Here is a 26,214-nt window from a genome sequence, read left to right as displayed (position 1 = left end):
GCCGTGCCGGACGCCCGGCGCCCGTGTTGCTCGACCTCCTGCATCTCCTGATTACGCCCGCGCCGCGGGCCCAGCGCCGGCTCGGATACCTGCGCGACAGCATCTGGCTGATGTCGCGGGCGCGGCGCTGCCGCCGGGCCTGGGCGCCTCACCTCGCGGCGAGCCGCGCCGTGATGCGCGCGGCCATCGCGGGGACGGAGCGGCGCGACACCGCCGTGGTGCTGGGCTCCGGCCTGCTGCTCGACGTGCCCCTGACGGATCTCGCCCGCAGCTTCCGCCGGGTGGTGCTGGTCGATGCCGTGCATCTCCGGCCCGCCCAGCGGGCGATCCGGGCATTTTCCAATGTCGAAACGCTGACGGCGGATCTGAGCGGCGCGATGGGGCTGATGACCGGCGCGGCGCGCGAACTCGAACCGTGCCTGCCGCCGGTCTGCGCCGAGCCGGGCACCGGCCTCGTCATCTCCGCCAACCTTCTCTCGCAACTGCCGATCCGCCCGGTCGCGCGGCTGGAAGCGTCGCGCCGCCCTCTCGGCGGCTGGACCCCGGCGGACGGCGACGCCTTCGGCCGGCGGATCGTCGAGGCGCATCTCGACGCTTTGGCGGGCCTGAAGGCGCGGGTCTGCCTCGTCACCGACATCGACGAGACCGAGGAGGACCGCCAGGGGCGGATCGAGGCCCGGCACGACCTTCTCTACGGCGTGCGGCTCGGGGCACCCGACGAGGCCTGGACCTGGGAACTCGCCCCCTTCGGCGAAGCCGCCCGCAACCGGCGCCTGATCCATGGCGTCGCCGGCTTTTCCGATTGGCGTGCATGATCGAGGTGGCCGACCCGATCATGATGCCGTCGGAACAGTCTCAGAGCAAAATAAGAAGAAAGGATGAAAGATCGGCTGCCTCGAATTTTTTCAAAGTCTATGAGTCTAATTGGTCCGAGCGAGCCGGTGCGATTTGCTTAGTCAAAGGATTGTTCGGAAGAATTTTGCTGTAAAATGAGAAACTCGATCGGGAGATTTTGGCACGATGCTCCGCTTCTCCGCTCTGTTCCTCGCCGCTGCCCTCCTGCCCGGCGCTGCCCACGCCCTATCGATGACGGACACGCTGGAGGCGTGGCGGCAGAGCCCGGCGATGGAACGCCTCCAGCTCGCGACGCGCTTCGGCAAGTCGTTCGTGTCGGTCAACGAGAGCTTCACCGCGGGCTATTTCGTCAGATGCATCGACGATGTCGCGGGATACTCCAACGCGCAGAAGGCCAAGATCGAGGACGCGCTACGCGAATGCGTCGCCTCGCAGCTCCGGATGACGGGCAAGGGGATGGCGGACGACTGACGCCGCCGTCCACCCCGCTCGCCGTCATCGCGAGCCTCAGCGAAGCGTTCCAGAGGCGTGCCCTGTCCGGAGACGGCGCGCGCCGGATCGCCTCGGCTTCGCCTTGCGATGACGAAGCGGCGTCAGATCTCGATCTCGGTACCGATCTCGATCACCTGACGGGCCGGCACGCAGAAATGGGCGCCGGTGCGCTCGGCGTTGTTCTGCATCACCGCAAAGACCGCCTCGCGCCAGTCCGACATGCCGCGCCGGTCGGAGACCGGGATGATCGTCTCGTGGCCGACGAAGACGGTCAGATCCTCCGTGAATTCCTTCGGCAGCAGGCCGGCATGGACGGCGCAGTCGAGCCCCTCGGGGATCGAGGCCGATTGCATGAAGCCGTAACGCAGCACGACGCGGCGGATGTCGGGGGTGATCTCGGTGACGCGCGCCCGCTCGTCGCGCGGCACCGTCGGCGTCTCCTCGAACAAAGCGGTCACGATCACCACTCGGGCGTGCAGAGCGCCTAGGCGCTCGACGAAGCGCATCATCGGCAGCGGGATGCCCTCGGTCGCCGAGGACAGGAAGGCGGCCGCGCCCGGCAGGGTGGTGGGCGGCTCCCGGCGCAGGCCCTCCAGGAACTGCGCCTCGGGCGGACGCAGGGCGATGCGGGCCTGTTCCATGCAGGCATTGCCCTTGCGCCAGGTCAGCATCAGGAAGGCGATGATCCCGGCGAGCAGCAGCGGAAACCAGCCGCCCTCAAACAGCTTCACGCTGTTGGCGGAGAGGAAGATCAGGTCGATCACGAGGAAGAAGCCGTTGACCGCGAGCACGACGGGCAGGCCGTAGCCCCATTTGCGGGCGACGAGGCCGGCGAGCAGGGTCGTGATCGCCATCAGCAGCGACACGGCGATGCCGTAGGCCCCGGCCAGCGCGTCGGAGGAGCGGAAGATCAGAACCGCTGACAGCGTCGCTGCGGCGAGCAGCCAGTTCACCAGCGGCACGTAGATCTGGCCACTCTCGTCGGGGGCGGTGTGGACGATGCGCAGCGGCGGCAGGAAGCCGAGCTGGATTGATTGCCGTGTCAGCGAGAACACGCCCGAGATCACCGCCTGTGAGGCGATGACCGCGGCGAGCGTCGCCAGCCCGATCAGCGGGTAATGCAGAAGGTCCGGTGCGAGGCGGTAGAACGGGTTCTCGGCGGCCGACGGGTCCACGAGCAGAATCGCACCCTGCCCGAAATAGTGGATCACCAGCGCCGGCAGCACGAGGGTGAACCACGCGACGCGGATCGCCCGCGCGCCGAAATGGCCGAGATCGGCGTACATCGCCTCGCCGCCGGTGACGGCGAGAAAGGCCGCGCCGAGCATCGCGAATCCGACATGCAGACCGGCATGCGCCGTGAACTCGACCGCGCGCAGCGGATTGATCGCGGTGAGGATCTGCGGCGCCTGCGCGATGCCGCCGAGGCCGAGGGCCGCCAGTACGAGGAACCACACCAGCATCACCGGCCCGAAGATCTTTCCGATGAAGGCCGCGCCCCGCCGCTGCACGAGGAAGAGCCCGACGAGGATCGCCAATGCGATCGGCACGATGAAGCGGTCGAGGGCAGGGGCATCGACCCGCAGCCCCTCGACCGCCGACAGGACCGAGATCGCCGGCGTGATCGCGCCGTCGCCGTAGAGCAGGGCGGCGCCGACGAGGCCGACCACCAGCAGCAGCGCCTGCCGCGAGCCGGGCTCGGCGTGGCGGGCGCCGAGCAGCGCCAGCATCGCCACGATGCCGCCCTCGCCGCGATTGTCGGCGCGCAGGATCAGCACCGCGTATTTCAGCGCGACGACGAGGATCAGCGCCCACAGGATCAGCGAGACGGCGCCGGTCACCGCGACGGCAGGTGGCGGGCCGCCCGGGCTCGCGGCGCGCACCGCCTCCTTGAGCGCGTAGAGCGGGCTCGTACCGATGTCGCCGTAGACGACGCCGAGGGTGGCGACGAGAAGCCCCGCGCCGAGGCGGCGGCCCGGGCCCGAATCGTCGGCTCCCGGCAGGTGTGCAGCGTCCTGGCTCAAGGCAGCGCTCCGGAAGCGGGGCCGATCGTGGCGGCTCAGCTATGGAGAGCGCGTCCGGCGTCCAGGGCGCCTATCTAAGAATTGTCAGGCGCTGTCAGGGCTCGCGGGAGGCGGGGGGATCCGATGGCGCCCTGTCCGGGCTCGGCCGCCCGTCGCGCAGACGCGCGGCGGCGGCGGCGGCCTTCTCGGCGATACGGCGGCGCAGGTCATCGGAAAGCTCGATATCGACGAGACGCCAGCCCCAGTCGCGCAGGCGCAGGCGGATGCGGAACTGCTGGTGCCGGGGCCGATCGGGCGGCACGTCGATCAACACGGAGCGGAAGCCGCGCATGTCGGAGGCGAGATAGTAGCGCAGGAGCCGCTTGAGATCGGGAATGCGCAGGCCGTCGCGCCGCTCGTGCCGGTTGGCCGGCGCGGCGAGGTCGGCGCCCTGGGGCCAGCCGTCGTCGAGGAGATCGATCACGGCCTGCGGCGTCAGCGCCGATTCCATCACCGGGAGCGCCACCGCCGCCGCCGCGTCGGCGATGCGCTGCCGCTCGCGCGGATCGAGGGCGTTGCTGTCGGCCTTCACCGCGGCGCTGATCTGCCGGGCCAGCGACAGGCGCAGGGTTCGGAAGTTGACCCGCTGCTCGACGGCCGCGGCGTCGCCCGCCTGCACCGCCGCCGCGAAATCGTAGAGCGACCAGAACGGCGTCAGGGTGTAGGCGAACCACGCCGCCACCGCGAGAAGGGGAATGAGCCACCACCGCATCGGATCAGCCGCGAATGCGCGGATGCGTCATGCCGGATCGCCCGCGGCATCTTTCCCGGCGCCGTTCCAGCCGGTCAGACCGGAGAAGGCCGCGACGACACCCTCGTAGACCGGGCGCTTGAAGGTGATGATGAGGTCCGGCAGCGCCTCCAGCCGCTCCCAGCGCCACGCATCGAATTCGGGCTTGTGGCGACCGCCGCCGGGGGCGTCCACGTCGATCACCGTCTCGCTGCCGGTCAGGCCGAAGGCGAACCACTTCTGGCGCTGGCCGCGGTAGCGGCCCTTCCAGGCCCGTTTCATGACTTCCGGCGGCAGGTCGTAGGCGAGCCAATCGCGGGTCTCGCCGAGCAGCGTGACGGCGTCGGCCGGCACGTTGGTCTCCTCGTGGAGTTCGCGCAAAGCCGCGGCGAGGGGCTCCTCCCCCTCGTCGATCCCGCCCTGCGGCATCTGCCACGCGAGATCGCCGTCGACGTGCTCGGGGCCCGCCTCGCGCTTGCGCCGCCCGATGAACACCCGGCCGTCGCGGTTGAACAGTGCGACGCCGACACAGGGGCGGTAGGGCAGCGCGCTGCCTTCCGGCAGGCGCAGGAGATCGTCTCTGGGGCGGGTCATCGCGGGCTATGGGCGGGCTTTTGCTGGCGGCGCGACCATAGGAGGCCGAACCGGTGCGGGCAACGCCGACCTGCCATCCATCTGAGGCCGTGGAACGAAGGCGGGCGCAGCCTCGGCCGCGCCCGCCTTCCCTCTCGGCCGTTTCCGCCTTCGTTCAGGCGGCGCGCACGTTGGCCAGGAAGCGGCCGACCTCGCTGCTGAGATGCTCGGACTGGCGCGACAGCTCGGAGGAGGCGGCGAGCACCTGGGCGGCGGTGGCACCCGCCTCCTCGGCGGCCTGGGCCACGCCCGAGATGTTGCTCGTCACCTCGCCCGCGCCCATTGCCGCCTGGGCGACGTTGCGCACGATCTCCTGCGTCGCCGCGCCCTGCTGCTCCACCGCCGCGGCGATCGAGGCCGCCACGGAGCTGATCTCCTCGATGCGCCCGGTGATGCTGCCGATGGCCGTGACTGCGTGACCCGTGGTCTCCTGGATCCGGCCGATCTGTCCGGAGATCTCCTCGGTGGCCCGGGCGGTCTGGTTGGCGAGTTCCTTGACCTCGGCGGCGACCACCGCGAAGCCGCGGCCGGCCTCGCCGGCGCGGGCCGCCTCGATCGTGGCGTTCAGCGCCAGAAGGTTGGTCTGCCCCGCGATCGTGGTGATCATGGTGACGACGTCGCCGATCTTGGCGACCGCCGCGCTCAGCGCCCGGACATGGGCGGCCGTCTGCGCCGCCTCCCCGACCGCAGCCTGGGCGAGGCTCGATGAGCCGCTGACCTGACGGCCGATCTCCTGCACCGAGGCGCCGAGTTCCTCGGCCGCCGCGGCGACGGTGTTGACGTTGGTGGCCGCCTCCTCGGCCGCGGCCGCCACGCTGACCGACTGGTTCGCGGTACGGGTCGCGGCGCCGGTCATGCCGTGCGCCGAGGCCTGCAGCTGGGAGGCGGCGGACGAGACGAGGCTGACGACGCCGCCGACCGCACCCTCGAACCGCTCGGCCATCTCGCGCATCGCCGCCTTGCGCTGCGCCTCCGCACCGGCGCGGGCCGCCGCGCTCTCCTCTTCGAGGCTGCGCATCCGGAGCAGGCCATCCTTGAAGATCTGCACCGCGTCGGCGATCGAGCCGATCTCGGTCCGCTGCCCCTGGTGCGGGATCGTGACCGAGAGGTCGCCCGCGGCCAGGGCCTGCATCGGCCGCACCACCGAGGCGATGCCGCGGGTGACGCCGCGGATGATGAGGACGGCAAGCAGAATCGAGAGGGCGACGCCGAGGACGAGGACGGCGAGACCGATCGTCCGTACCTGCTGGAACATGGCCTCGCCCGCCTTCATCGCCCGGGCCGCGCCCTCGTTGTTGAAGGCGACCAGCTTCTCCAGCGAATTCGACATCGCCCGGCGCGGCACGAGGCCCTTGGACTCGTAATAGGCGAAGGCATCCGCCTTCCGGCCCTGACGCGACAGGTCCATCACGATCCGCCGCTCGGTCTCGAAGGTGGCGGCGTCGCGCACATAGGTGTCGTAGAGCGACCGCTCCTCGGCATTCGCGATCAGGCGCTCGTAGGCCGCCCGCTTGTCGTCGATCAGCTTGCCGAAGCGCTCGAAGTCCTTGTCCATCGAGGACACCATCTGCGGGTCGGTCGCCTGCGTGTGCCGCAGCATCACGGTGTTCATCCGCGCCGCTGCCGTGTCGATCTCGCCGAGCAGGCGCACGCTGGGCAGCCAATTGCGCTCGATGTCGAGCGCTTGGTCACGCATCGTCTGGGTTCCGATGAGACCGAGTACGCCCAGACCGACGAGGAGGACCGTCAGTACAGTGAACGAGGCGATCAGCTTGCTGCGAATGGGAAGCGATTGAAGTGACACGGTAGACCCCGACAGGAGTGGCTCGCGCACACTTATTGGGCGAGTGGCAAAACCCTGGCCCGAAAACGCTTACTGGATCACAAACTGCTGATCAGATTTCGCTCATGGCGAGCGGATTAAAATGGGGCGACCGATTTAGGCCGGGCGAAAACGAACAAATGATCGCTTGGATGGGATCGGTTCGTATTTTGACGGTGGAGACGTCAGCGCCGGCGCGTGATCGGCCGAGGCAACGGACCGAGCGGCGTGTTGCCGCTCCGGCCCTGCTCATCGATTCCAGCGTGCCGTGATGCGGAAAGCGTCCGGGCGCTGGTCAGGGCGCGGCGCTCGACAGCTTGGCGACGCCGCCGGGACGGCGCAGGATCGCGCTGACGGGCACGAGCCGGATGCCCCGTGTTTCCAGATCCCGCGACCAGCGCGACAGGCGGTCGATGGTCAGCGGCGAGGTGCTGGCGGAGGCGAGGACGAAACCCTTCTGCCGGGCCAACGTCTCAAGGCGGGCGAGTTCCGCGTCGATCGCGTCCGGTCGGGCAACGGCGTCGATCACGATCTCGGCGCGGGCCGTCGGCAGCTTCGTCTTGGCCGCGACCTCCGCAACCTTCGAGCCGGCGGCCGAACCGTCGTCGACGAAGCCGAGGCCGCGGGCGGAGAGATCCTTCAGCACCGGCTCCAGGGCGCCGGGCTCGCTCATCAGTTTGGCACCCATGAAGTTCACGGCGCCGACGAAACCGGGGAACCGGCTCATCGCCCAGGCGGCCCGGTCGAGGTTCTCGCCCGGGCGGGCGGAGGCCAGGAGCGTCTGCGGGCCGGGATCGCTGTCGGGAAAGTCGAACGGCTCCATCGGCAATTGGAGCAGGATTTCGTGCCCGGCCTCCCGGGCGCGGATGGCCGTTTTCTCCAGGTCGTTGCCGTAGGGCGAGAGCGCGAGGCTCACCGCGGCGGGAAGCCGGGCGATGGCGCCCAGGGTGGCGTTCTCGCCGATGCCGAGGCCGGAGACGAGGACGGCGATGCGCGGTCCGGTTCCGGGCTCTTCCGGGCGGGCATAAACGTCGAGGGGGCGGAGACGGCCCTCGCCGAGGCGGGGCAGCGGGCCGTGACGCCCGCGCTCGGTCAGGCGCGGATCGGGCGCGGGGGCGAGCTTGACCTGGGCGGCGTTCGGGACGCGGATGATCACCGGCGCGTCGGGAGCCGCCGACCCGTCGGGGCGGAAGACAGTGACGCCGGACGCCTGCTCGACCTCGCTCGCCGACTGGGCCGGGCCCTTCGGGACGGGCGCCGCCGCCTCGGCTGCGCGGGGCGCCGGGGCTTCGCGGATTTCGATGATCGCCGCCGCGCGCGGTTCGCCGCCGCGGGGATCCCCCGTCAGGGCAAGGCCTCCGGCCAGGAGGGCGAGCGTCAGGATGCCGGCACCGGTGGCCGCGCCCACATAAGGGCGCAGCGCGAAGCGCGGCCGGGCCGCCTTGTCCGCGACGCCGAGGGGTTTCGTCAGGATGTCGTCGGCCGCGTCGCTCACCCGCCGTTCCGCCCCTTTGGCGCAAGTTCCGACGACCGGACGCGGCCTTCAACGAGAAACGGCCCGCAATCCCGGTCTGAACCGGCATTGCGGGCCGTCATGGTTAATCTTTCGCTAACCCGCACGGCAAAGGGCCGCCGCGGGCGCCACGATCAGTTCTGGGTGGCCGGCTTCGTCACGTTGGCCGCACCCTTCTGGATGCCGTGCAGGAAGTCGACCGCGGCGATGAGCTGCTTGTCCTTGGCCGGGTCCGGCGGGATGTAGGCCGAGGAACCGCCGCGCTCCTCGGTGTCCTTCTGCTTCAGGTGGCCCTTCAGGCCGGCCTCGCCCTTGGTCTCGTCCTTGCCCTTCAGGTCGTCGGGCACCTCCTGCAGCACCTCCTGATCCGGCTCGATGCCCTTGGCCTGGATCGAGCGGCCGGACGGCGTGTAGTAGCGCGCCGTGGTGAGGCGCAGGGCGCCCTGGCCGCCGAGCGGGATGATCGACTGCACCGAGCCCTTGCCGAAGGAACGCGTGCCCATGATGGTCGCGCGCTTGTGATCCTGAAGGGCGCCGGCGACGATCTCGGAGGCCGAGGCCGCGCCGCCGTTCACCAGCACGACGATCGGCTTGCCCTTGGCCAGATCGCCGGCCTTGGCGGAGAAGCGCTGCGTCTCGTCCGGGTTGCGGCCGCGGGTCGAGACGATCTCGCCGCGGTCGAGGAAGGCGTCGGAGACCATCACCGCCTGATCGAGCAGGCCGCCGGGGTTGTTGCGCAGATCGAGGACGTAGCCCTTGAGCTTGTCGCCGCCGATCTCGCTCTGGAGCTTGTCGATCGCCGTCTTGAGGCCGTCGTAGGTCTGCTCGTTGAACTGGGTCAGGCGGACGTAGCCGACATCGCCGCTCTCGACCTTCGAGCGGACGGGGCGGATCTTGATGACGTCGCGGGTCAACGAGACGTCGATCGGATCCTTGGCCTCCTTGCGGGAGATCTTCAGCTTCACCGTGGAGTTCACGGGACCGCGCATCTTGTCGACGGCCTGGTTCAGGGTCAGGCCCTGGACCTGATCCTCGTCGATCTGGGTGATGATGTCGTTGGCGAGCAGGCCGGCCTTCGAGGCGGGCGTGTCGTCGATCGGCGACACGACCTTGATCAGGCCGTCCTCCATGGTGACCTCGATGCCGAGGCCGCCGAATTCACCCTTCGTCGTCGTCTGCATGTCGCGGAAGGCTTTCGCGTCCATGTAGCTCGAATGCGGATCGAGCGAGGTCAGCATGCCGTTGACGGCCGCCTCGATCAGCTTCGACTCCTCGGGCTTCTCGACATAGTCGGTGCGCACCTTCTCGAACACGTCGCCGAACAGGCTCAGCTGCCGGTAGGTCTCCGCCGAGGCCGCGATGGCGCTCGTGCCGGAGAGGAGCTGGGTCTGGGTCGACAGGGCCGAGGCGCCGATGCCGAGGGCCGCGCCGAGCAACACGAGGGACACTTTGCGCATTATCCGCGAACCTTCTCGCTGGAACTTTTCGCCCACCACGGCTCCGGATCGATGGAGCCGCCGTCTTTCCTGAACTCGACGTACAGGACGGGATCAATGCGATCATCGTCCCTCTGTGACGCAGCCTGCGTCACATTCGGCGGCGTGCTTGCCGGGGTGCCGCTGCCCTCGCCCATCACGGCCACCGGTTCGCCCGCCAGCACGAACTGGCCGACCTCGACGTTGATCTGATCCATCCCCGCGAGCAACAGATAGTAGCCGTCGCCCGCATTGATGATCAAGAGTCGGCCGTAGGAGCGGAAGGGGCCGGCGAACGACACCCATCCGTCCGCGGGAGAGGACACGACCGCCTTCGGTCGCGTCCGCAGCGAGATGCCGCGGGTGGTGCCGCCCTGGCCGTCGGGCTGGTTGAAGCCGCGCATCAGGCTGCCGCTCACCGGCCTGGGCAGATCGCCGCGGGCCTCGGCGAACTTCACCTTAGGTGCCAGCCGCGCCGGGTCGCGCGCGCCGGCGGCGGCGAACTTCTCCTGGATCGCCCGCTGCTCCCGTTCGGCGGCGGCGCGGACCTCGTCGGCGGCCCGGCGGGCGCTCGACAACTCGCCCTCCATCCGGTCCACCAGATCCTTGAGGGATTTCGCCTGGGCACCGAGTTCGGCGCTCTTCTGACGCTCGGCGGTGAGGCTCGATTCGACCTGCGCCTGCCGGCTGCGGCGGGCGGCGATGAGCGCGTCGAGGCGCTGGCGCTCTCCGGCCCAGCCGGCCAGATCCTTCTTGAGTGCCTCCCGGTCGGCGGCGATGAGGCCGCGCACCCGCACCAGCTCGGCGAGGTCGCCGGCCAGCGTGTCCGCCTCGCCGCGCAGCTCCGGCACCACGGCGCCGAGCATCATCGAGGTGCGGATCGCCGCGAGCACGTCCTCGGGACGCACCAGCACGGCCGGCGGCGGGCGCCGGCCCATCCGCTGGAGCGCGGCCAGGATCTCGGCGATGACCGCGCGGCGCGCATCCAGCGACTTGCGGATCGCCGCGTCGCTCTCGGTGAGCGACCGCAGCCGCTCCTCCAGCCGGTTCATCCGGTCCTCGGTCGCCTGGGCCTGACGGCCGGCATCGAGCAGGGCGGCGCTGAGCTTGGTCCGGTCGGACCCGATCGCGGCGACCTCGGCTTCGAGGGCGGTCCGGCTGCTGGCGCTGGCTGCCAGCGCCTCCTCGATCTGCCGGAGACTCTGAGCGCGCCGGTCCCGCTCCTCCTGCGTGCGCCGCATCGTCTCGGGATCGGGCGTCGTCTGCGCGAACACGGGCAGAACGAGGCCACCCGCGAGGCTGGCGAGCGCCATCAGCAGGGCAGCGGGCAGGATAGCGGGCTTGATGGCCGCCAGGATCGTCGCGGACCTCGTATCGGCGCTCACCGGTGGCCTCATGCGTCGGGATCGCCCCGGTGATAGGGGTGCCCGGCCAGGATGGTCAGAGCCCGGTAGACCTGCTCGAGGGCGAGCACGCGCACCAGGCCGTGCGGCAGTGTCGCCGCTCCGAAGGCGAGAATATGGTCGGCGCGCGCGCGCAGGCTCTCGTGAAGGCCGTCCGCGCCGCCGACGACGAGGACGAGGCTGCTCCGCCCCGCGTCGCGCCACGCCCCGATCCTGTCCGCGATCCGCTCGCTCGGCCAGTCCGAACGGCCGCGCTCGTCGCAGGCGATGAGGGCCGCGTCTGCCGGCACGAGGGCCAGGATCGCGGTTGCTTCCTCGGTCACGCGGTCGGCGGCCCGCCGCGCGCGGGATTCGGGGATTTCGGTGAGGTCGCAGGCCGTGACGCCGAGGCTTCTGCCGAGCGCGACGGCGCGCTCGCGGTAGCGGGCGGCGAGATCCCGCTCCGGCCCGTTCTTCAGGCGGCCGATGGCGATGACGAGCAGGCGCAAGGGGCGTCAACAGTTCCGGCGGCGAGGTCCTGGCGCCCGATAGCACGATCGGATCGAGGACCGGGAGCCGCCCGGCTCAAGAAAACGTGGCCGGCAACAGGCGGCGGCCCGGCCCATGCGCGGCCGCGACGGGGTGGCGGCACGGGCGCGACGACCTAACTGCCGCCCGCAGCCGGCGACGATCACCGACGCCTCGCCCGGAGCCGGCCGCCCGCCGCGCCTCGCCCATCCGGGATCTCACGACAGGATCACGATGCATTCGCCCGCAAGTGCCGCGCAGCCGCGCCTCGACCGCAAGGCCGTGGGAGCCGTGGTGCTCGGCAACGCCCTCGAATTCTACGACTTTACGATCTACGCCTTCTTCGCCAAGTCGATCGGCGCGACCTTCTTCCCCTCGGACAGCCCGACCGACAGCCTGCTCGCCTCGCTCGCGCTGTTCGGGATCGGCTACGTGATGCGGCCCGTGGGCGGCGTGCTGATCGGCGCCTTCGCCGACCGGGCCGGGCGCAAGCCGGCCATGCTCATCACCATCGCGCTGATGGCCGTCGGCATGCTGATGCTCGCGGCCTGCCCCGGCACGGCGGTGATCGGCGGCTGGGCGCAGGTCATCGTCATCGCCGGGCGGCTGATCCAGGGGCTGGCGCTCGGCGGCGAGGTCGGACCCTCGACCGCCTACCTGATCGAGGCGGCCCCGGCCCGCCACCGCGGCTTCGTCGCGAGCTGGCAGATCGCGAGCCAGGGCTGCGCCGCCCTGTTCGCGGGCCTCTTCGCCACCGTGCTGACGCTGATCCTGGGGGATGCGGCCATGGCCGATTGGGGCTGGCGGCTGATGTTCGGCCTCGGCCTCCTCGTCGTGCCGGTCGGTCTCGTGATCCGCAGCCACCTGCCTGAGACGGCGGGGGAGGGGCACGACCCCGCGGCGGCCGACTCGACGGGCGCGGTGCTGAGCCGGCTGCTGCGCCGGCACGGGCGGATGCTCGGCCTGACCTTCCTCGTCATCGCCGCCTCCACCGTCTCGAACGCGGTGGGCACCAACATGCCGGTCTATGCCGGGGCGACGCTCGGCCTCTCGGAGATGGCGGCCAACGCCGTGCCGATCGCGCTCGGGCTGGCCTCGGTGGTCTTCCCGCTCCTCGGCGGCTGGCTCGCCGACCAGTTCGGGCGCCGCCCGGTGATGATCTGGCCGCGCGCGCTGATCCTCGTTCTCGCCGTGCCGGCCTTCCTGTGGATGCTGCGGAGCCCCGGCGCGTTCAGCGTCTACGCCGTGACCTTCCTGCTCTCGGCCCTGTCCTCGATCAACGCGGCGGCGGTCATCGTCGGCATTCCGGAGGCGCTGCCGCGGGCGGTGCGCAGCGCCGGGCTCTCCATCGTCTACGCGCTCTCGGTCTCGATCTTCGGCGGCAGCACCAACTACGTCGTGAACTGGCTGATCGCCGCGACCGGCGACCGGATGGCGCCGGCCTACTACCTCGCCGCCTTCAGCCTCGTCGGCACGCTCGCCGCCGGACTGTTGCCGGAGACCCGCGGCCGCGACATCCACGTCGACACCGCCACGCGCGGCTGACCCGTCCCTGCGCCGTCCGCTCCGGACCAGGGACGGCTCGCCGGACGCGGCGAGCCACGATCCATCGTGGAGTACCGCGTCCTGATCCGTGGTTGAGGACCATGGCCTCGTTCGCGATCCGGTCGTTCCCTCCGGAACGGCGGGTCCAGGGCTCGCTCGGCCCCTTGCGGACCGGCTGATCCAATCTCCGCATTGATCGGGCGCACCCCTGACAGCAACGGTCCGATCATCCGATCGATAAGGAATACATTCCAATGCTGGCCGATCGAGTCGCCGGTCCGCGCCGACGAGTTCGAGATTTCTGTTGGTCCGATGAAATGGAATCTTAGGAGGTGCCGGACCTAGTACAGGTTCCTGGAAAGGATATGCGCAAAACATGTTGGCGAGTCTGCAGCCCGGTTTCGGTAAGATACGATGAAATTCATCCACGGGCGCAGAGAACTGTTGAGTGGGATTGTGCCGGGTTACACGGATCCGGAAGCCTGCACCCGTCAGCTCATGGAATTGAAGAAGCAGGTCCCGTCACTCTACGCGCTGCTCTCCGTCAATGCCTGCGCGCTCGCCTTCACCCATTACCCTTTTGCTCCGGCCTGGCTGACGGTCGGATTGCCCGGGCCGATGATCGCTCTGTGCGCGTTCCGCGCCGTGCACTGGTGGCGCATGCAGCCGCAGGACATCGCCGGTCCCGCAGCCCTGAAGCGAATGCGCGCAACGAGCCTGCTCACCGTCCTGTTCTCGGTCGTCTTCGTCGGTTGGGCGATGATGCTCAACGCATATGGCGGACCGTTCGAGCAGGGTCACGTCGCGATCTTCGTCGCGATCACCGTCATCGCCTGCATCTTCTGCCTGACGCATCTCCCATTGGCGGCCTTCCTGGTGACCGTCATCGTCATGGGCGTGTTCCTGATCCACTGCTTCACCAGCGGAAACAGCGTCTTCATCGCGATCGCGCTCAACACGGCCTTCGTCACCGTGGTGATGGTGCGCATCCTCACCAACAACTTCCTGGCCTTCCTCCAGCTGGTCGCGTCCAAGGCCGAGGCGCAGCGGCTGAGCGAGGAGAACCAGCGTCTGGCCCATACCGACAGCCTGACCGGGCTGCCCAACCGGCGCTACTTCTTCCAGCGTCTCGATGCCTTGATCGCCGCCTCGGCCGGCAACGGTGCCGCCTTCGCCCTCGCCATCTTCGACCTCGACCGCTTCAAGCCGATCAACGACACCTTCGGCCATACCGCCGGGGACCGGGTGCTGGAGGAGACCGGGCGCCGGCTCGAGGCCTTCGCCGGCAGCGGCATGACGATCGCGCGCCTCGGCGGCGACGAGTTCGGCGTGCTGATCCACGCAGCTGCCCGACCGGACGAGGTGGCGGATCTCTGCGACCGGATCTGCGCGGCTTTGCGCGCGCCGATCTCGCTCGGTGACACGCAGGTCGTGCCGGGATGCTCGGGCGGCCTCGCGCTCTATCCGCAGGCCGGACGCGCCGCGGACGCGCTGTTCGACCGGGCCGACTACGCGCTCTACCATTCCAAGGAGCGGAAGCGGGGTTCCACGACGCTGTTCTCGCAGGAGCACGAGGACGCGATCCGGGATGCGCGCGCGGTTGAGACGGCGCTGCAGAGCGCGGATCTCGCCGCCGAGATGGAGATGCACTACCAGCCGATCCTCGACACCGCGACGGACCGGATCACCACGGTCGAGGCCCTGGCGCGCTGGACGAGCCCGAAGCTCGGGCGCGTGCCGCCCGACCGCTTCATCGCGGTCGCGGAGCGATGCGGGATGATCCACGCGCTGACGCTGCTTCTCCTGCGCAAGGCGCTCGCCGACGCCGCCCGGCTCCCGCCCGAGATCGGCCTTTCGTTCAACCTCTCCTCGCACGACCTCGCCTCGCCGGAGACGGTCGTCGCCATTCTCGCCGCGGTGCGCCAGAGCGGGCTCGATCCCCGGCGGATCACCCTGGAGCTGACGGAGACGGCGCTGATGCGCGATTTCGAGGGCGCGCAGCGGGCGATCACGCTGCTGCGTGCGCTGGGCATCAAGATCGCGCTGGACGATTTCGGAACCGGCTATTCGAGCCTCAACTACGTCCACCGCCTGCCGCTGGACCGGATCAAGATCGACCGCGGCTTCATGGCCGACGTCGAGACCGATCTCGGCCGCAGCGTCGTGAGCACCATCCTCGATCTGTGTCAGAATCTCGGGCTCGACGGCATCGCCGAGGGGATCGAGACCACGGAACAGTTGAACGCGGTGCGCCGCCACGGCTGCCGCTACGTCCAGGGCTACCTGATCGGCATGCCGCAGCCGATGACGGAGTTGCTCGATGGTCTGCGGACGATGACGCCGTCGAGCGAGCCGGTCGCGGTCTGACCGCCCGTCGGGCCGGGCACGCCGCGCCGTTTTCGCCCCGTCACCGCAGACCGTCGGGGCGCTCGCCGGCGGCCCAGGCCAGCGCCTGCTCCAGGCGGTCGTTGCCCCAGAACAGCTCGCCGTCCCCGGTCAGGAAGCTCGGCGCCCCGTAGATGCCGCGGGATCGGGCCTCCTCGCCCGCGACCTTCAGGCGGGACTTGTTGGCCTCGGAGGCCGCCGCCTTGAGGATCTGGGTCCCGTCGAGGCCGAGCGAATCGAGGATGCGCCCGACCGCCGCCGGCTCGGCGATGGATCCGCCCTTGGCGAAGCTCGTCTCGAAGACCGCCTTGGAGAACGGCACCAGCCAGTCTTGGTCGGCGCCGTAGGTCGCCACGCGCACCGCGCTCAGGGAATTCTGCGGAAACGGGTTCGGACGCGTGACCCGCGGCAGCCCGAGCCGGGCGGCCTCGCGATCGAGATCGCGCCACATGTTGCGGCCCTTGGCCGGGTAGAGGTTGAACGGCGAGTTGGTCCAGCCCTGCGCCGCGAAGATCGGCCCGAGCAGGAACGGCCGCCAGCGCAGCTCGACATCCGCCGCCTCGGCCAGCGCCTCGATGCGCATGGCCGAGAGGTAGGAATAGGTCGAGGCGAACTCGTACCAGAATTCCAGGGTCGCGCGCCGCGGCATTCGTCGGTTCTCCGGTCGTCACGTCGGTTCTGCCGGTGGCCGCGCCGCGTCCGGAGGCGCTTCGGGGCAGGCCGGATCGAAACGAGGCAACGGGCATGCCGCCCCGCCGGTTGCGCGCCGCGCACCTCCGCTGGTAATCCGCCTACACCCTGTTGCCCGAGCCCGACACCATGTCCGACGCCAGCCCGAACAAATCCGTCAAGAAGGTCGTTCTCGCCTATTCGGGCGGACTCGACACCTCGATCATCCTCAAGTGGCTTCAGACCACCTACGGCTGCGAGGTCGTGACCTTCACGGCCGATCTCGGTCAGGGCGAGGAGCTGGAGCCGGCCCGCCGGAAGGCCGAGCTTCTCGGCATCAAACCGGAAAACATCTTTATCGAGGACCTGCGCGAGGAATTCGTTCGCGACTACGTCTTCCCGATGTTCCGGGCCAACGCCGTCTACGAGGGCGTCTATCTGCTGGGCACCTCGATCGCCCGGCCGCTGATCGCCAAGAAGCAGATCGAGATCGCCGAACGGGTCGGCGCCGATGCGGTCTGCCACGGGGCCACCGGCAAGGGCAACGACCAGGTCCGGTTCGAACTCGGCTACTACGCGCTCAAGCCCGACGTGACGGTGATCGCGCCCTGGCGCGAGTGGGACCTGCGCTCGCGCGAGCAGCTCATCGCCTTCGCCGAGCAGCACCAGATCCCGATCGCGAAGGACAAGCGCGGCGAGAGCCCGTTCTCGGTCGATGCCAACCTCCTGCACGCCTCGTCTGAGGGCAAGGTGCTGGAGGATCCCGCCGTCGAGGTGCCGGACTACGTCTATTCGCGCACCCTCTCGCCCGAGGAGGCGCCCGACCGGCCGACCGTCATCACCATCGGCTTCGAGCGGGGCGACGCCGTCTCCATCGACGGCGAGCGGCTCTCGCCCGCCATGCTTCTGGCCAAGCTGAACGAGCTCGGCCGCGCCAACGGCATCGGCCGGCTCGACCTCGTCGAGAACCGCTTCGTCGGCATGAAGAGCCGCGGCATGTACGAGACGCCCGGCGGCACCATCCTGCTACCGGCCCACCGTGCCATCGAGTCGATCACGCTCGATCGCGGCGCCGCGCACCTCAAGGATCAGCTGATGCCGCAATACGCGGAGCTGATCTATAACGGCTTCTGGTTCTCCCCGGAGCGGGAGATGCTCCAGGCGCTGATCGACAAGAGCCAGGAGAAGGTGACCGGCGAGGTGCGGCTCAAGCTCTACAAGGGCGGTGTCCACGTCATCGGCCGGACGAGCCCGCACTCGCTCTACGATCAGGACCTCGTCACGTTCGAGGAGGGCGCCGTGGCCTACGACCACCGCGACGCGGCCGGCTTCATCAAGCTCAACGCCCTGCGCCTGCGCACGCTCGCGCAGCGCAAGAAGCGGGAGGGCTGAGGCCCACGCCTCAGCGATCCCCCAGGAAGGCGGGATCGTTCGAAACGAGCAGCACGCGCAGGTCGGAATCCGGGACGTAGTCGCGGGCTTCCCAGGCGAAAGTGGTCGGACCCGTCTTGCGCACGCCCTGCCGGCAGAAGCTGACCAGGGCGTCGGCGCGGCCCTTGTCCACCGTTAGGGTGAAGCGGCCGATACGGCCGGCCCAGTTCCGAGCCGTGGTGACGATGTAGGGCACCTCGAAGGCGCGCGTGTAGCCCTCCGGCCTTGCCGCAGCGAGGCGCCGGATCCCGGCCAGGCCGGCATCGTCGAGGCAGTAGCGCGCCCGCACCTCGCGCGTCGCGGCCTCCTTGGGCGAGAGGAACCAGTTGCCGGCCACAGGCGCGTAGCTGTGCGAAATGCGCAGTTCCGCGCCCGCCGGAAAGACCTGCTCCCAATGGAACTTGGCCTCGCTGCGCCATTGCGCGCCGGCGTCCGGCGTCGCGTCGGACAGCAGACCGGCGCCGTGCAGGGCCTGGAGGTCGGCGGGCGAGAGCCGCTTGAGCGCCGTCTCCAGTTCCTCACGCCGCAGGGGGTTGAGCGGGAGACCGTGCCGTTTGAGGCGCTCCGTCACTTCCTGCGTGCCGTGGAAGGCGCGCTCCTCCAGGGCCGGTTCGATGGTCTTGCCGTCGGCCTTGACCGTGAAGCCGACGAAGTTGGCGCTTCCCCGGACCGGCAGCGAGAGCGCGCTGAACGAAAGCTCGGCTCCGTCGATCGGAGGAAGCGGGAAGGCGAGGCGCAGGGTGCGCGGTGCCTGCGAGCGGTTGCGGAACGCGTAATCGACGTCGATGCGGTCGATGGCGATGCGAAGATCCTCGCTCGCCAGTTCGATCTCGGTATCGCGCACCAGAACGAGGCCGCCCGCGTCGAGAGTTGCCGCGCTGTCGTTTGCCCGTGCCGGTGAGGCTGACAAAGCCAGCGCCAGGAGGAGGGCGCCAGGCCCCGCTCCCGCAGCCCATCCTCGCCTCATTCGACCCTCCCCCTTCGGAACCTCTGCATGGCCCTGCCGCTGTCAGGCGGTGAAGACAGCGATTCGCAAAGGGGCATCGCGCCGCCGTCAGGCCGGATCCCACCCGATCGTGCCGTTGAGCTGCCGGAACGGCCCCGGTCCGAGATCGCCGTAGCGCAGAAAGATCTGCATCGCAGGCTGCATCTCGCGGTGAAGGCGCTCCAGGCGGTTCTCCTGCTCGTTCGTGAGGAGTGCGCGGCCTTCGGCGTCCTTTTCCGGCGGTTCGCCGAGATGGACCGCCATCTCCACCGTGTACCACGTCATGTGGCCGTAGGGGCGCTTCGGATCGACGCTCGGCACGTCGTACGCGTCGTCCCATTCGAGGCTGAGCTGCGGCAGCAGCCGCAGGTGCTCGTCCGTCACCTCGAAGGTGATGTGCTCGGGCGTCTCGCCGGTGGCCTCGTCGCGGAACACGTCGAAGACGTCCGCCGGAGCGAGCTTGGCCAGCGGGTTGTGGTACTGGTAGCGGCCGGGTTTCAGCGTGGCGTTCCGCAGGAACACGGCGAGGGCGTCGCCCATCGCCCGATGCTCCTCGTCCGCGCCCTCGTCGTCGCCGGTGACGTTGAAGATGTCGCCGTCGCGGTCGGTGCTGCCGTAGGGCGCGTCCGGATGGATCATCGGCGCACCGGCCTCCGCCCCGTTCCAGGCCACGACCATCCGCCGGATCAGCGCGATGCGCTCCAGCGTCAGGTCGAAGGTGTCCGTCTCGCTCATGTCGCCGGTCTGCCTCTCGCGCCCTGCGGGGCGCTGGCCGGCCCCGTCGCAACGCTCAGTGGCCCAGCGCCCGCGCGGGTGCAAGCCGTGCGGTGCGTCAGGCCGCCGGCTTCACGGTCTCGCGGGCGAGGAGGGCGTCGACCGCCTCGGGCAGGGCGTCGAAATGGCTGATGATCCAGTCGGGCGCCAGTTCGTGCATCGGCACGGGGGTGTAGCCGAAGGTCACGCCGACGACCGGGATGCCTGCGGCCTTGGCCGCGGCGATGTCGGACTTGGAATCGCCGACCATCACGCAGCTTTGCGGATCACCGCCGGCGCGTTCCACGGTCAGAGTGATGTGGCGCGGGTCGGGCTTCGAGAAGGGGAATGTGTCCTTGCCGACGATCGTGCTGAAGCGGTGGCCGATGCCGAGTGCATCGAGCAGGGCCACCGCGTGCGATTCGACCTTGTTGGTGCAGATCGCGAGGCGGAAGCCTGCCGCCTCCAGCCGGTCGAGCGCCCCGACCACGCCGGGGAAGAGATACGAATTGTCGGTGAGGTGGTCGCCGTAATAGGCGAGGAAGTCGTGGAACAGAGCCTCCAGCCGCTCCGGGGTCAGGCTGGCGCCGGCGACGGTGAAGCCGCGTTGGATCAGGGCACGCGCGCCCGCGCCGAGCAGGTCGCGGGCCTGTTCGAGGGGAAGCGGCGCGTGCCCCTCGCGGGCGAGGATGACGTTGAGGGTGCCGATCAGGTCGCCCGCAGTCTCGGCGAGGGTGCCGTCGAGATCGAACACGACGATCGGGGAGCTGTTCACGGTCATCGGCGTCCCGGTGCGTTCCACTGTCAAGCTGGCTAGCGGTCGTGTCCCGTACGATCAACCCTGGCGGTTGACGGGCGGTTAGCGCGGGCAACGAGTGTTGCCTCTCTGCCCAAGCTCCGCCACGGAGCGGGTGCTTGATCGCGCCGCTCTCGATTCGCCGCTCGAACCCCCGCAAAAGATACGATGCCCCGCACCATCTGTTCCTTGTCCCGGACCCTTCGGCGTTCCTTTACGCGTCCGGCCCCCGGTCTGCTCGCCGCGGCCCTGGCTCTCCTGCCGGTGGCTGCCGAGGCCGCCGGTCCCTACGAATTCGTGGCCGCGCCCGCGGTCGATCTGAACCGGATCTACCGGATCGACCGCGCCAACGGCGAGGTCACCTCCTGCCAGTACGGCCTGCGCGACGACAGCGTCGGCGTCACCCTCTGCTTCGCCGCCGGGGAGGGGGCCGGCCCGCAGACGCCGGGCGAGTACGGCCTGATCGCCTCGCGCCATGCCCGCGAGTCGGGGATCTACCGGGTCAACTACCGCACCGGGGAAACCAGCGCCTGCTACGTGCAGATCCGCCAGGAACTCGTGGTCTGCACCGAGCAGGCCGGCCCGCCGCCCGCCGGCACCGCGAGCGGTGCGGGCGCCGCCGCGACCGGCCCGGCCCCCGGCCGCGCGGGTCCGAGCGCCACGCCGCCGCAGGGGACGCGGCCCTGACGGCGGACGCTTCGACGAGCGGCAAGTACCGCTGCGAGACGGACGGATCGTCTGGAACGGCTCCATCGGGCGGCCTGATCCATGCTGCCCGATCGCGCGTCGGCGCCTCCGGCTTTCGCGGCGGCGGGGAGGCGTGCTAGGGCCTGCCTCCCCAACCGCCCCTAGATTCGACGGTCCGAGGCAGCCGATGAATTCGATTCCCGAGATCGTGTCGTGAGCGCGCCGGATCTGAAGCGGGCGGCGGCCGAGCGCGCGATCCCCCTGGTCGAGGACGGAATGCGTCTGGGCATCGGCACGGGAAGCACGGCGGCCGCCTTCATCGCGCTGCTGGGCGAGCGCGTGCGCGCGGGTCTGACCGTCACCGGCGTGCCGACCTCGGAGGCTACCCGCATCGCCTGCGAGCGCGAGGGCATTCCGCTCGCGACGCTGGAAGAGCTGCCCGAACTCGATCTCACCATCGACGGAGCCGACGAGGTCGACGGCAACCTGCGCCTCATCAAGGGCGGCGGCGCGGCGCTGCTGCGGGAAAAGATCGTCGCGGTGGCGAGCCGCCGGATGGTGGTGATCGCCGACGCCTCGAAGCGGGTCGAGACGCTGGGCGCCTTCCCGCTGCCGGTCGAAGTCAATCTATTCGGGATCGGCGCCACCACCCGGGCCGTCGAGGCGGCTGTGGCGAAGGCCGGCTGTGCCGGCGAGATCGCGCGCCGCCACGATGCCTCCGGTGCGCCCGTCCTCACCGATGGCGGTCACGCCATCCTCGACCTGCGGCTCGGCCGCATCCCCGATCCGGAGGCGCTCTCCGCCCGGCTCTGGGCGGTGCCGGGCGTGGTCGAACACGGCCTGTTCCTCGGCATCGCCGACGCGGCCATCCTTGCCGGGGCCGAGGGCGACACGGCCGTGGTCAGCGTTCTCGGCCGCCTCTGACGCCCGGCTGCACTCTTTCCCCTCTTCGGAGCTTCTCCCGCATGGTTCTCCGTCTCGCTGCCCTGAGCGGCCCCTTCCTCGCGGCCCTGCTGTCGCAGGGCGTGCTCGTGCCGGTGGCGCACGCGCAGCAGCCGGCCGCCAAGCCCCCGGCCGCTTCCCCGAAGCCGACCGCGAAGCCCGGCGCGACCCCGCCGCCGGCGCCCGCGCCGGAGCCGGAGGTCAGCCCCTCCCACCTCGCGCTCGCCCGGGAGGTGATGCTGAGTTCCGGCATCGCCCGCTCCTTCGACTCGATCATCCCGACCATGGCCGACCAGATCCGTAAGAACGCGGTGACCCGGCCTGATCTCGCCAAGGATCTGGACGAGGTGCTCAAGAGCCTCGATCCCGAGATGGAGCTGCAGAAGCAGCGTCTGATCAACATCGCCGCGCGCATCTACGCCAAGCGCCTGACCGAGGCCGAGCTGAAGGACATCGTCGCCTTCTTCCGCTCGCCGGCGGGCAAGCGCTACGTCGAGACCCAGCCGCAGATCCTCGACGACATGGTCGGCGCCATGCAGGACTGGACCCAGGAGGTCTCAGAATACATCATGGTCCGCACCCGCGCCGAGATGGGCAAGCGCGGCCACCAGCTCCAGTGATCGTCGGCCCCGCTGCGGCGCTGCGCCTCTACGCGGCCGGCGCCGTCGCCCTGGCGCTGGTGGCGCCGATGATGGCACTGGCCAACCGGTCGAGCCCCCTCGTCGTCGGCGTGGCCGCCCTGCTGTTCCTCGCCGGGGCCTTGGTCGAGCAGGGCGGGCGCGCCGTTTCGCGGCTGGTCGGTCCGCTGCGCTCGCCCCTCGGCCTCGCCGCGCTCGCCTTCCTCAGCTGGTGTTTCGTCTCGCTGGCCTGGAGCCCGTTTCCCGGCCTGTGGGGACGGGTCCTGTCCGAATTCCTGCCGACGCTCGCCGCCGCGGCAATCCTCGCCCGGCTCGCCCCGGCCCGGCTGCCGCCCTGGGCGCTGCCCCTCGGGGCCGGCCTGCTCGCCGCCGCCTGCCTCTACATCGTGGCGAGCCTCGCCCTCGGGCTGGCGCCGCAGGCCTGGCTCGGACAGCGCGTCGCCCTGTTCATGTTCAACCGCCCGTTGTTGACGCTGCTGCTGCTGGCCGGGCCGCTGGCCGCCTTCCTCGCCCTGCGCGGCTATCCCCTCGCCGCCGGGGCGCTCGTGGCGGTGACGGCCCTGGCGATCCTGCGCTCGATCAGCGGCGCGGCGACCCTCGGCCTGCTCGCGGGCGGCGTGATGTTCGCGATCGGCCGTCTGGCGCCCCGGCACGTCGCCCTGGCGCTCGCGGCGCTGACCCTCGCCCTCGCCTTCGCCCTGGCGCCGGTCGAGGGCGACATCCTTCACCGGCTGATGCCGGAGGCGGCGCATGAGCGGCTGACGCAGAGTTCGTCGCGGGCGCGGGTCGCCATCGCCCAGAGCTTCGGCGCCGCGGTGGCGCAGGCGCCGTGGATCGGCTCCGGCTACGGCATGGGCCTGCGCTTCGCGGACGTTCCGGCGGCGCAGGCGCTCGAACCCGAGATGCGAGCGATGCTGGCCGTCGGCCACCCGCACAACAGCTTCCTGCAGATCTGGTCCGAACTCGGCCTCGTCGGCGCGATGCTGGCGGCCCTCGTCGCCTTCCTCGCGCTGCGGGCAGTGGCGGCCCTGCCGCGTCTCCTGTTCGCCGCGGCACTCGGATTGCTGGGCGCGGCGGTGGCGGTGATGTTCGTCGAGCACGGCGCGTGGCAGGGGTGGTGGACGGCGGGCTGCGGGGCGGCCATCACATGGCTGCGGGCGGCGGCGTGCGCGCGGCCCGCATACGAGAGCGTATGAGCGAGACCGAGATGAGCGAGCCCAAGATGGTCGAGTCTTGCGACGTCGACCTGTTCGTGATCGGCGGCGGCTCAGGGGGCGTGCGGGCGGCCCGCATCGCCGCCGGCCACGGCGCGAAAGTGATGCTGGCGGAGGAGTACCGCGTCGGCGGCACCTGCGTGATCCGCGGCTGCGTGCCGAAGAAGCTGATGGTTTATGCTGGCCGGTTCACCGACGAGTTCGAGGACGCCGCCGGCTTCGGCTGGCGCCTGGAGAAGCCGAGCTTCGACTGGGCGGCGCTGAAGCGTTCCCGCGACGCGGAAGTCGCGCGGCTTGAGGCCATCTACGGCCGCAACCTCGCCGGCGCCGGCGTCGAGGTCGTGGCCGACCGCGCGGTGATCGAAGACCCGCACACGGTCCGCCTCGTCGGCGCGGACCGCACCGTCCGGGCTCGCTTCATCCTGATCGCCACCGGTGCGACGCCGGTGCGCGAGCCGCTGATCCCCGGGGCGGAACTCGCCATCGATTCGAACGGCGTGTTCGAGCTGGAGCGGCAGCCCGAGCGCATTCTCGTCGTCGGCGGCGGCTACATCGCCGTGGAATTCGCCGGCGTCTTCGCCAGCCTCGGATCGAGAACGACGCTCCTCCACCGCGGAGCGAGCCTGCTGCGCGGCTTCGATCCCGAGATCGCGGCGGCGCTCGGCGAGGCTTACGCCAAGCGCATGGATCTGCGCCTGGAGCAGACCGTCGAGCGCCTGGAACGCGACGGGACGGCGATCCGCGCGACCTTGAGCGGCGGCGAGAGCCTGACCGTCGACTGCGTTCTGGTGGCGACCGGTCGCCGCCCCAACGTGGCCGGCCTCGGGCTGGAGCGGGTCGGCATCGATCTCGACGCCCGCGGCGCGATCCCCGTCGAGGCGGATTCGCGCACCAAGGTGCCCTCGATCTACGCAGTGGGCGATGTGAACGGCCGCGCTGCGCTCACCCCCGTCGCGATCCGCGAGGGCCACGCCTTCGCCGACACGGTGTTCGGCCACAAGCCCTGGTGCGTCGATCACCGCCTGATCGCCACCGCCGTGTTCTCGACCCCGGAGATCGGGGTGATCGGCCACAACGAGGACGTGGCGCGCCGCTGTTACGAGGCCGTCGACGTCTACAAGGCCAGCTTCCGCCCGATGAAGGCGACGCTCTCGGGACGCGACGAGCGGGTGATCATGAAGGTGCTGGTGGACCGCGCCAGCGACCGGGTGGTCGGCGTCCACGTGCTCGGGCCGGATGCCGGTGAGATCATCCAGGCCGTCGGCATCGCCGTCACCATGGGCGCGACCAAGGCCGATTTCGACCGCACCATCGCCGTGCACCCGACGCTGGGCGAGGAACTGGTCACCATGCGCACGCCGTTCGTGGTGAAGCATCCTGTCGGGGTGGGGTAGCCGCGTGGGAGTCGCCGCACATGTGATAGCGAGTTTATCGATTTATAGCTGTTTTTTGCTATAAATACATAAGGTCGCTCAATATAGATGTGGTGCGCAATCCTTATGCGCCCGGGGCTGGCACGCCGCCCCCCGAATTGGCCGGACGTGCGGATCTGATCCAAGAGGGCACGATTGCCATCCAGCGCATGGCCGCCGGGCGACCGACCTAGAGCATCATCATGGTCGGTCTCCGCGGTGTCGGGAAAACCGTTCTGCTGAACCGGTTCGAGGAGATGGCCACCGAGAGCGGGTGCAAAGCGTCGCTCGTCGAGGCGCATGAGGGGAAGGGCCTGCCCGAACTCCTGGCGCCGCATCTGCGATCGATCCTGTACAGCCTCAGCCACGTTCAGAACGCGAAGGACCTGGCCCGGAGGGGACTTCGCGGTCTCAAGGGATTTCTGAACGGACTGCGCATCAACATCAGCGATATCGATTTCGGACTGAGCATTGATGCCGAGGAAGGGCTTGCCGATAGCGGAAACATCGAAGCTGACTTCCCTGATCTAATCGTCGCCGTTGCCCAGGCGGCAAAGGCAGCTTCGAAGCCCGTCGCCCTGTTGATCGACGAATTGCAGTATCTCTCGGAAAAGGAGTTCAGTGCCCTCATTATGAGCGTCCACAAAGTCAATCAGAAGAATCTTCCTCTGATCGTCATCGGTGCAGGCCTCCCGCAGATTCGCGCTTTAGCCGGAAATTCGAAATCCTACGCCGAACGATTGTTTCATTTTCCCGACATCGGCGCGTTGAAGACTTTGGATGCTGTTGAGGCCATTCAGGAGCCGGTCAAGAGCGAGGGAGCGCGTTTCGAGGATCGTGCGATCGACCATATTCTGAAGATTACGGAACGTTACCCGTATTTCTTGCAGCAGTGGGGATATGTTGCTTGGAATATATCCCAAACGAGTATCATCACGGAAGAAACGGCCAAGCGCGCTGATGCCCTGGCGATCGCTGAACTGGATAAAAGTTTCTTCCAGATGCGTTTTGAGCGCTGCACGCCATCTGAGAAGCGCTACATGCGCGCTCTGGCCGAGTTCGGAGCAGGCAAGCAGAGGTCGGGAGAGATTGCAGACTTGCTCGGCGTCAAGGTGCAATCCGTTGCGCCGACCAGAAGCGCATTGATCAAGAAGGGTATGATCTATTCTCCCGCTCATGGCGATACCGAATTTACGGTGCCTCTCTTCGATCAGTACATGAGAAGGGCGATTCCGAATTTCGATGCCGGTCACGTCTGAGCGGC

Annotated in this window: 23 protein-coding genes; 11 read left to right on the top strand and 12 right to left on the bottom strand. The window is 69.5% G+C overall.

The features are described from left to right. Positions 1–23: 23 nt before the first annotated feature. Together HNR01_RS16995 and HNR01_RS16990 are read left to right on the top strand one after the other, a co-directional pair. Entirely contained in the window at positions 24–815 is a 792-nt protein-coding gene (locus HNR01_RS16995; RefSeq protein ID WP_183668807.1) for a hypothetical protein, read from the top strand. A 205-nt stretch (positions 816–1,020) separates the two neighbouring features. Next, complete coding sequence (locus HNR01_RS16990) at positions 1,021–1,326, top strand: hypothetical protein (RefSeq protein WP_017485607.1); 306 nt, start codon at positions 1,021–1,023, stop codon at positions 1,324–1,326. Positions 1,327–1,448: 122 nt separating this feature from the next. Here the strand turns inward: HNR01_RS16990 and HNR01_RS16985 are convergent, their stop codons facing one another. The 8 genes from HNR01_RS16985 to rlmH form a co-directional block, all read right to left on the bottom strand. Further along, positions 1,449–3,371: a potassium transporter Kup gene (locus HNR01_RS16985; RefSeq protein ID WP_153874529.1), complete on the bottom strand. Its 1,923-nt coding sequence runs from the start codon at positions 3,369–3,371 to the stop codon at positions 1,449–1,451. 94 nt (positions 3,372–3,465) lie between these two features. Further along, positions 3,466–4,122: a DUF2939 domain-containing protein gene (locus HNR01_RS16980; RefSeq protein ID WP_017485609.1), complete on the bottom strand. Its 657-nt coding sequence runs from the start codon at positions 4,120–4,122 to the stop codon at positions 3,466–3,468. A 27-nt stretch (positions 4,123–4,149) separates the two neighbouring features. After that, positions 4,150–4,734: an RNA pyrophosphohydrolase gene (locus HNR01_RS16975; protein ID WP_183668805.1), complete on the bottom strand. Its 585-nt coding sequence runs from the start codon at positions 4,732–4,734 to the stop codon at positions 4,150–4,152. A gap of 154 nt (positions 4,735–4,888) precedes the next feature. Continuing rightward, positions 4,889–6,577, bottom strand: a complete 1,689-nt coding sequence (locus tag HNR01_RS16970; protein WP_183668803.1) for a methyl-accepting chemotaxis protein — start codon at positions 6,575–6,577, stop codon at positions 4,889–4,891. Between the two features lie 313 nt (positions 6,578–6,890). After that, positions 6,891–8,090 (bottom strand): divergent polysaccharide deacetylase family protein, encoded by a 1,200-nt coding sequence (locus HNR01_RS16965; RefSeq protein ID WP_183668801.1) that lies wholly within the window; start codon positions 8,088–8,090, stop codon positions 6,891–6,893. A 152-nt stretch (positions 8,091–8,242) separates the two neighbouring features. Further along, a complete protein-coding gene (locus HNR01_RS16960) occupies positions 8,243–9,565 on the bottom strand; it encodes a S41 family peptidase (protein WP_183668799.1) in 1,323 nt (440 codons plus the stop codon). Next, positions 9,565–10,980: a murein hydrolase activator EnvC family protein gene (locus HNR01_RS16955; protein ID WP_183668797.1), complete on the bottom strand. Its 1,416-nt coding sequence runs from the start codon at positions 10,978–10,980 to the stop codon at positions 9,565–9,567. Before HNR01_RS16955 ends, HNR01_RS16960 begins: the two co-directional genes overlap by 1 nt. Continuing rightward, on the bottom strand, positions 10,977–11,474 hold the full coding sequence (rlmH, locus tag HNR01_RS16950) for a 23S rRNA (pseudouridine(1915)-N(3))-methyltransferase RlmH (protein ID WP_153874524.1): 498 nt from the start codon (positions 11,472–11,474) through the stop codon (positions 10,977–10,979). The genes HNR01_RS16955 and rlmH overlap by 4 nt, the downstream gene beginning before the upstream one ends. A gap of 253 nt (positions 11,475–11,727) precedes the next feature. Here rlmH and HNR01_RS16945 point away from each other — a divergent pair, with 253 nt between their 5' ends. Further along, positions 11,728–13,038, top strand: coding sequence for an MFS transporter (locus HNR01_RS16945; RefSeq protein ID WP_183668795.1), 1,311 nt, complete (start codon positions 11,728–11,730; stop codon positions 13,036–13,038). 414 nt (positions 13,039–13,452) lie between these two features. Next, a complete protein-coding gene (locus HNR01_RS16940; protein WP_183668793.1) occupies positions 13,453–15,405 on the top strand; it encodes a putative bifunctional diguanylate cyclase/phosphodiesterase in 1,953 nt (650 codons plus the stop codon). 40 nt (positions 15,406–15,445) lie between these two features. Here the strand turns inward: HNR01_RS16940 and HNR01_RS16935 are convergent, their stop codons facing one another. Continuing rightward, positions 15,446–16,072 (bottom strand): 2-hydroxychromene-2-carboxylate isomerase, encoded by a 627-nt coding sequence (locus HNR01_RS16935; RefSeq protein ID WP_017485618.1) that lies wholly within the window; start codon positions 16,070–16,072, stop codon positions 15,446–15,448. A gap of 170 nt (positions 16,073–16,242) precedes the next feature. Here HNR01_RS16935 and HNR01_RS16930 point away from each other — a divergent pair, with 170 nt between their 5' ends. Next, positions 16,243–17,484, top strand: coding sequence for an argininosuccinate synthase (locus HNR01_RS16930; RefSeq protein WP_153874520.1), 1,242 nt, complete (start codon positions 16,243–16,245; stop codon positions 17,482–17,484). Between the two features lie 10 nt (positions 17,485–17,494). On the opposite strand, the gene HNR01_RS16925 is transcribed toward HNR01_RS16930, so the two are convergent. The 3 genes from HNR01_RS16925 to gph all read right to left on the bottom strand — a co-directional run bounded on the left by HNR01_RS16925 (position 17,495) and on the right by gph (position 20,042). Then, positions 17,495–18,490 carry a DUF4424 family protein gene (locus tag HNR01_RS16925; RefSeq protein WP_183668791.1) on the bottom strand — a complete coding sequence of 332 codons (996 nt, stop codon included), beginning with the start codon at positions 18,488–18,490 and terminating at the stop codon, positions 17,495–17,497. Positions 18,491–18,577: 87 nt separating this feature from the next. Beyond that, entirely contained in the window at positions 18,578–19,243 is a 666-nt protein-coding gene (locus tag HNR01_RS16920; protein WP_183668789.1) for a hypothetical protein, read from the bottom strand. A 97-nt stretch (positions 19,244–19,340) separates the two neighbouring features. Continuing rightward, positions 19,341–20,042, bottom strand: a complete 702-nt coding sequence (gene gph / locus HNR01_RS16915; protein ID WP_183668787.1) for a phosphoglycolate phosphatase — start codon at positions 20,040–20,042, stop codon at positions 19,341–19,343. Positions 20,043–20,225: 183 nt separating this feature from the next. Between gph and HNR01_RS16910 the strand changes: the two genes are divergently transcribed. The 6 genes from HNR01_RS16910 (at position 20,226) to HNR01_RS16885 (ending at position 26,209) form a co-directional block, all read left to right on the top strand. Continuing rightward, positions 20,226–20,744, top strand: coding sequence for a hypothetical protein (locus tag HNR01_RS16910; protein ID WP_085987107.1), 519 nt, complete (start codon positions 20,226–20,228; stop codon positions 20,742–20,744). Between the two features lie 213 nt (positions 20,745–20,957). Continuing rightward, a complete protein-coding gene (rpiA, locus tag HNR01_RS16905; protein ID WP_183668785.1) occupies positions 20,958–21,668 on the top strand; it encodes a ribose-5-phosphate isomerase RpiA in 711 nt (236 codons plus the stop codon). 41 nt (positions 21,669–21,709) lie between these two features. Further along, the gene (locus HNR01_RS16900; RefSeq protein ID WP_017485625.1) at positions 21,710–22,306 is read left to right on the top strand and encodes a DUF2059 domain-containing protein; all 597 of its coding nucleotides are present in this window, start codon (positions 21,710–21,712) and stop codon (positions 22,304–22,306) included. 68 nt (positions 22,307–22,374) lie between these two features. Beyond that, positions 22,375–23,520, top strand: a complete 1,146-nt coding sequence (locus HNR01_RS16895; protein WP_183668914.1) for an O-antigen ligase family protein — start codon at positions 22,375–22,377, stop codon at positions 23,518–23,520. A gap of 11 nt (positions 23,521–23,531) precedes the next feature. Further along, positions 23,532–24,932, top strand: coding sequence for a glutathione-disulfide reductase (gene gorA / locus HNR01_RS16890; protein ID WP_183668912.1), 1,401 nt, complete (start codon positions 23,532–23,534; stop codon positions 24,930–24,932). Positions 24,933–25,153: 221 nt separating this feature from the next. Continuing rightward, a complete protein-coding gene (locus tag HNR01_RS16885) occupies positions 25,154–26,209 on the top strand; it encodes a DUF8462 domain-containing protein (RefSeq protein ID WP_246417534.1) in 1,056 nt (351 codons plus the stop codon). Positions 26,210–26,214: the final 5 nt, after the last annotated feature.

This window comes from Methylorubrum rhodesianum (assembly GCF_014199985.1).
In the GTDB taxonomy this organism is placed as follows: Bacteria; Pseudomonadota; Alphaproteobacteria; order Rhizobiales; family Beijerinckiaceae; genus Methylobacterium; species Methylobacterium rhodesianum.
The sequence above is the reverse complement of the archived record's forward strand: the minus strand, read 5'-3'. Positions and strand labels throughout refer to the sequence as shown.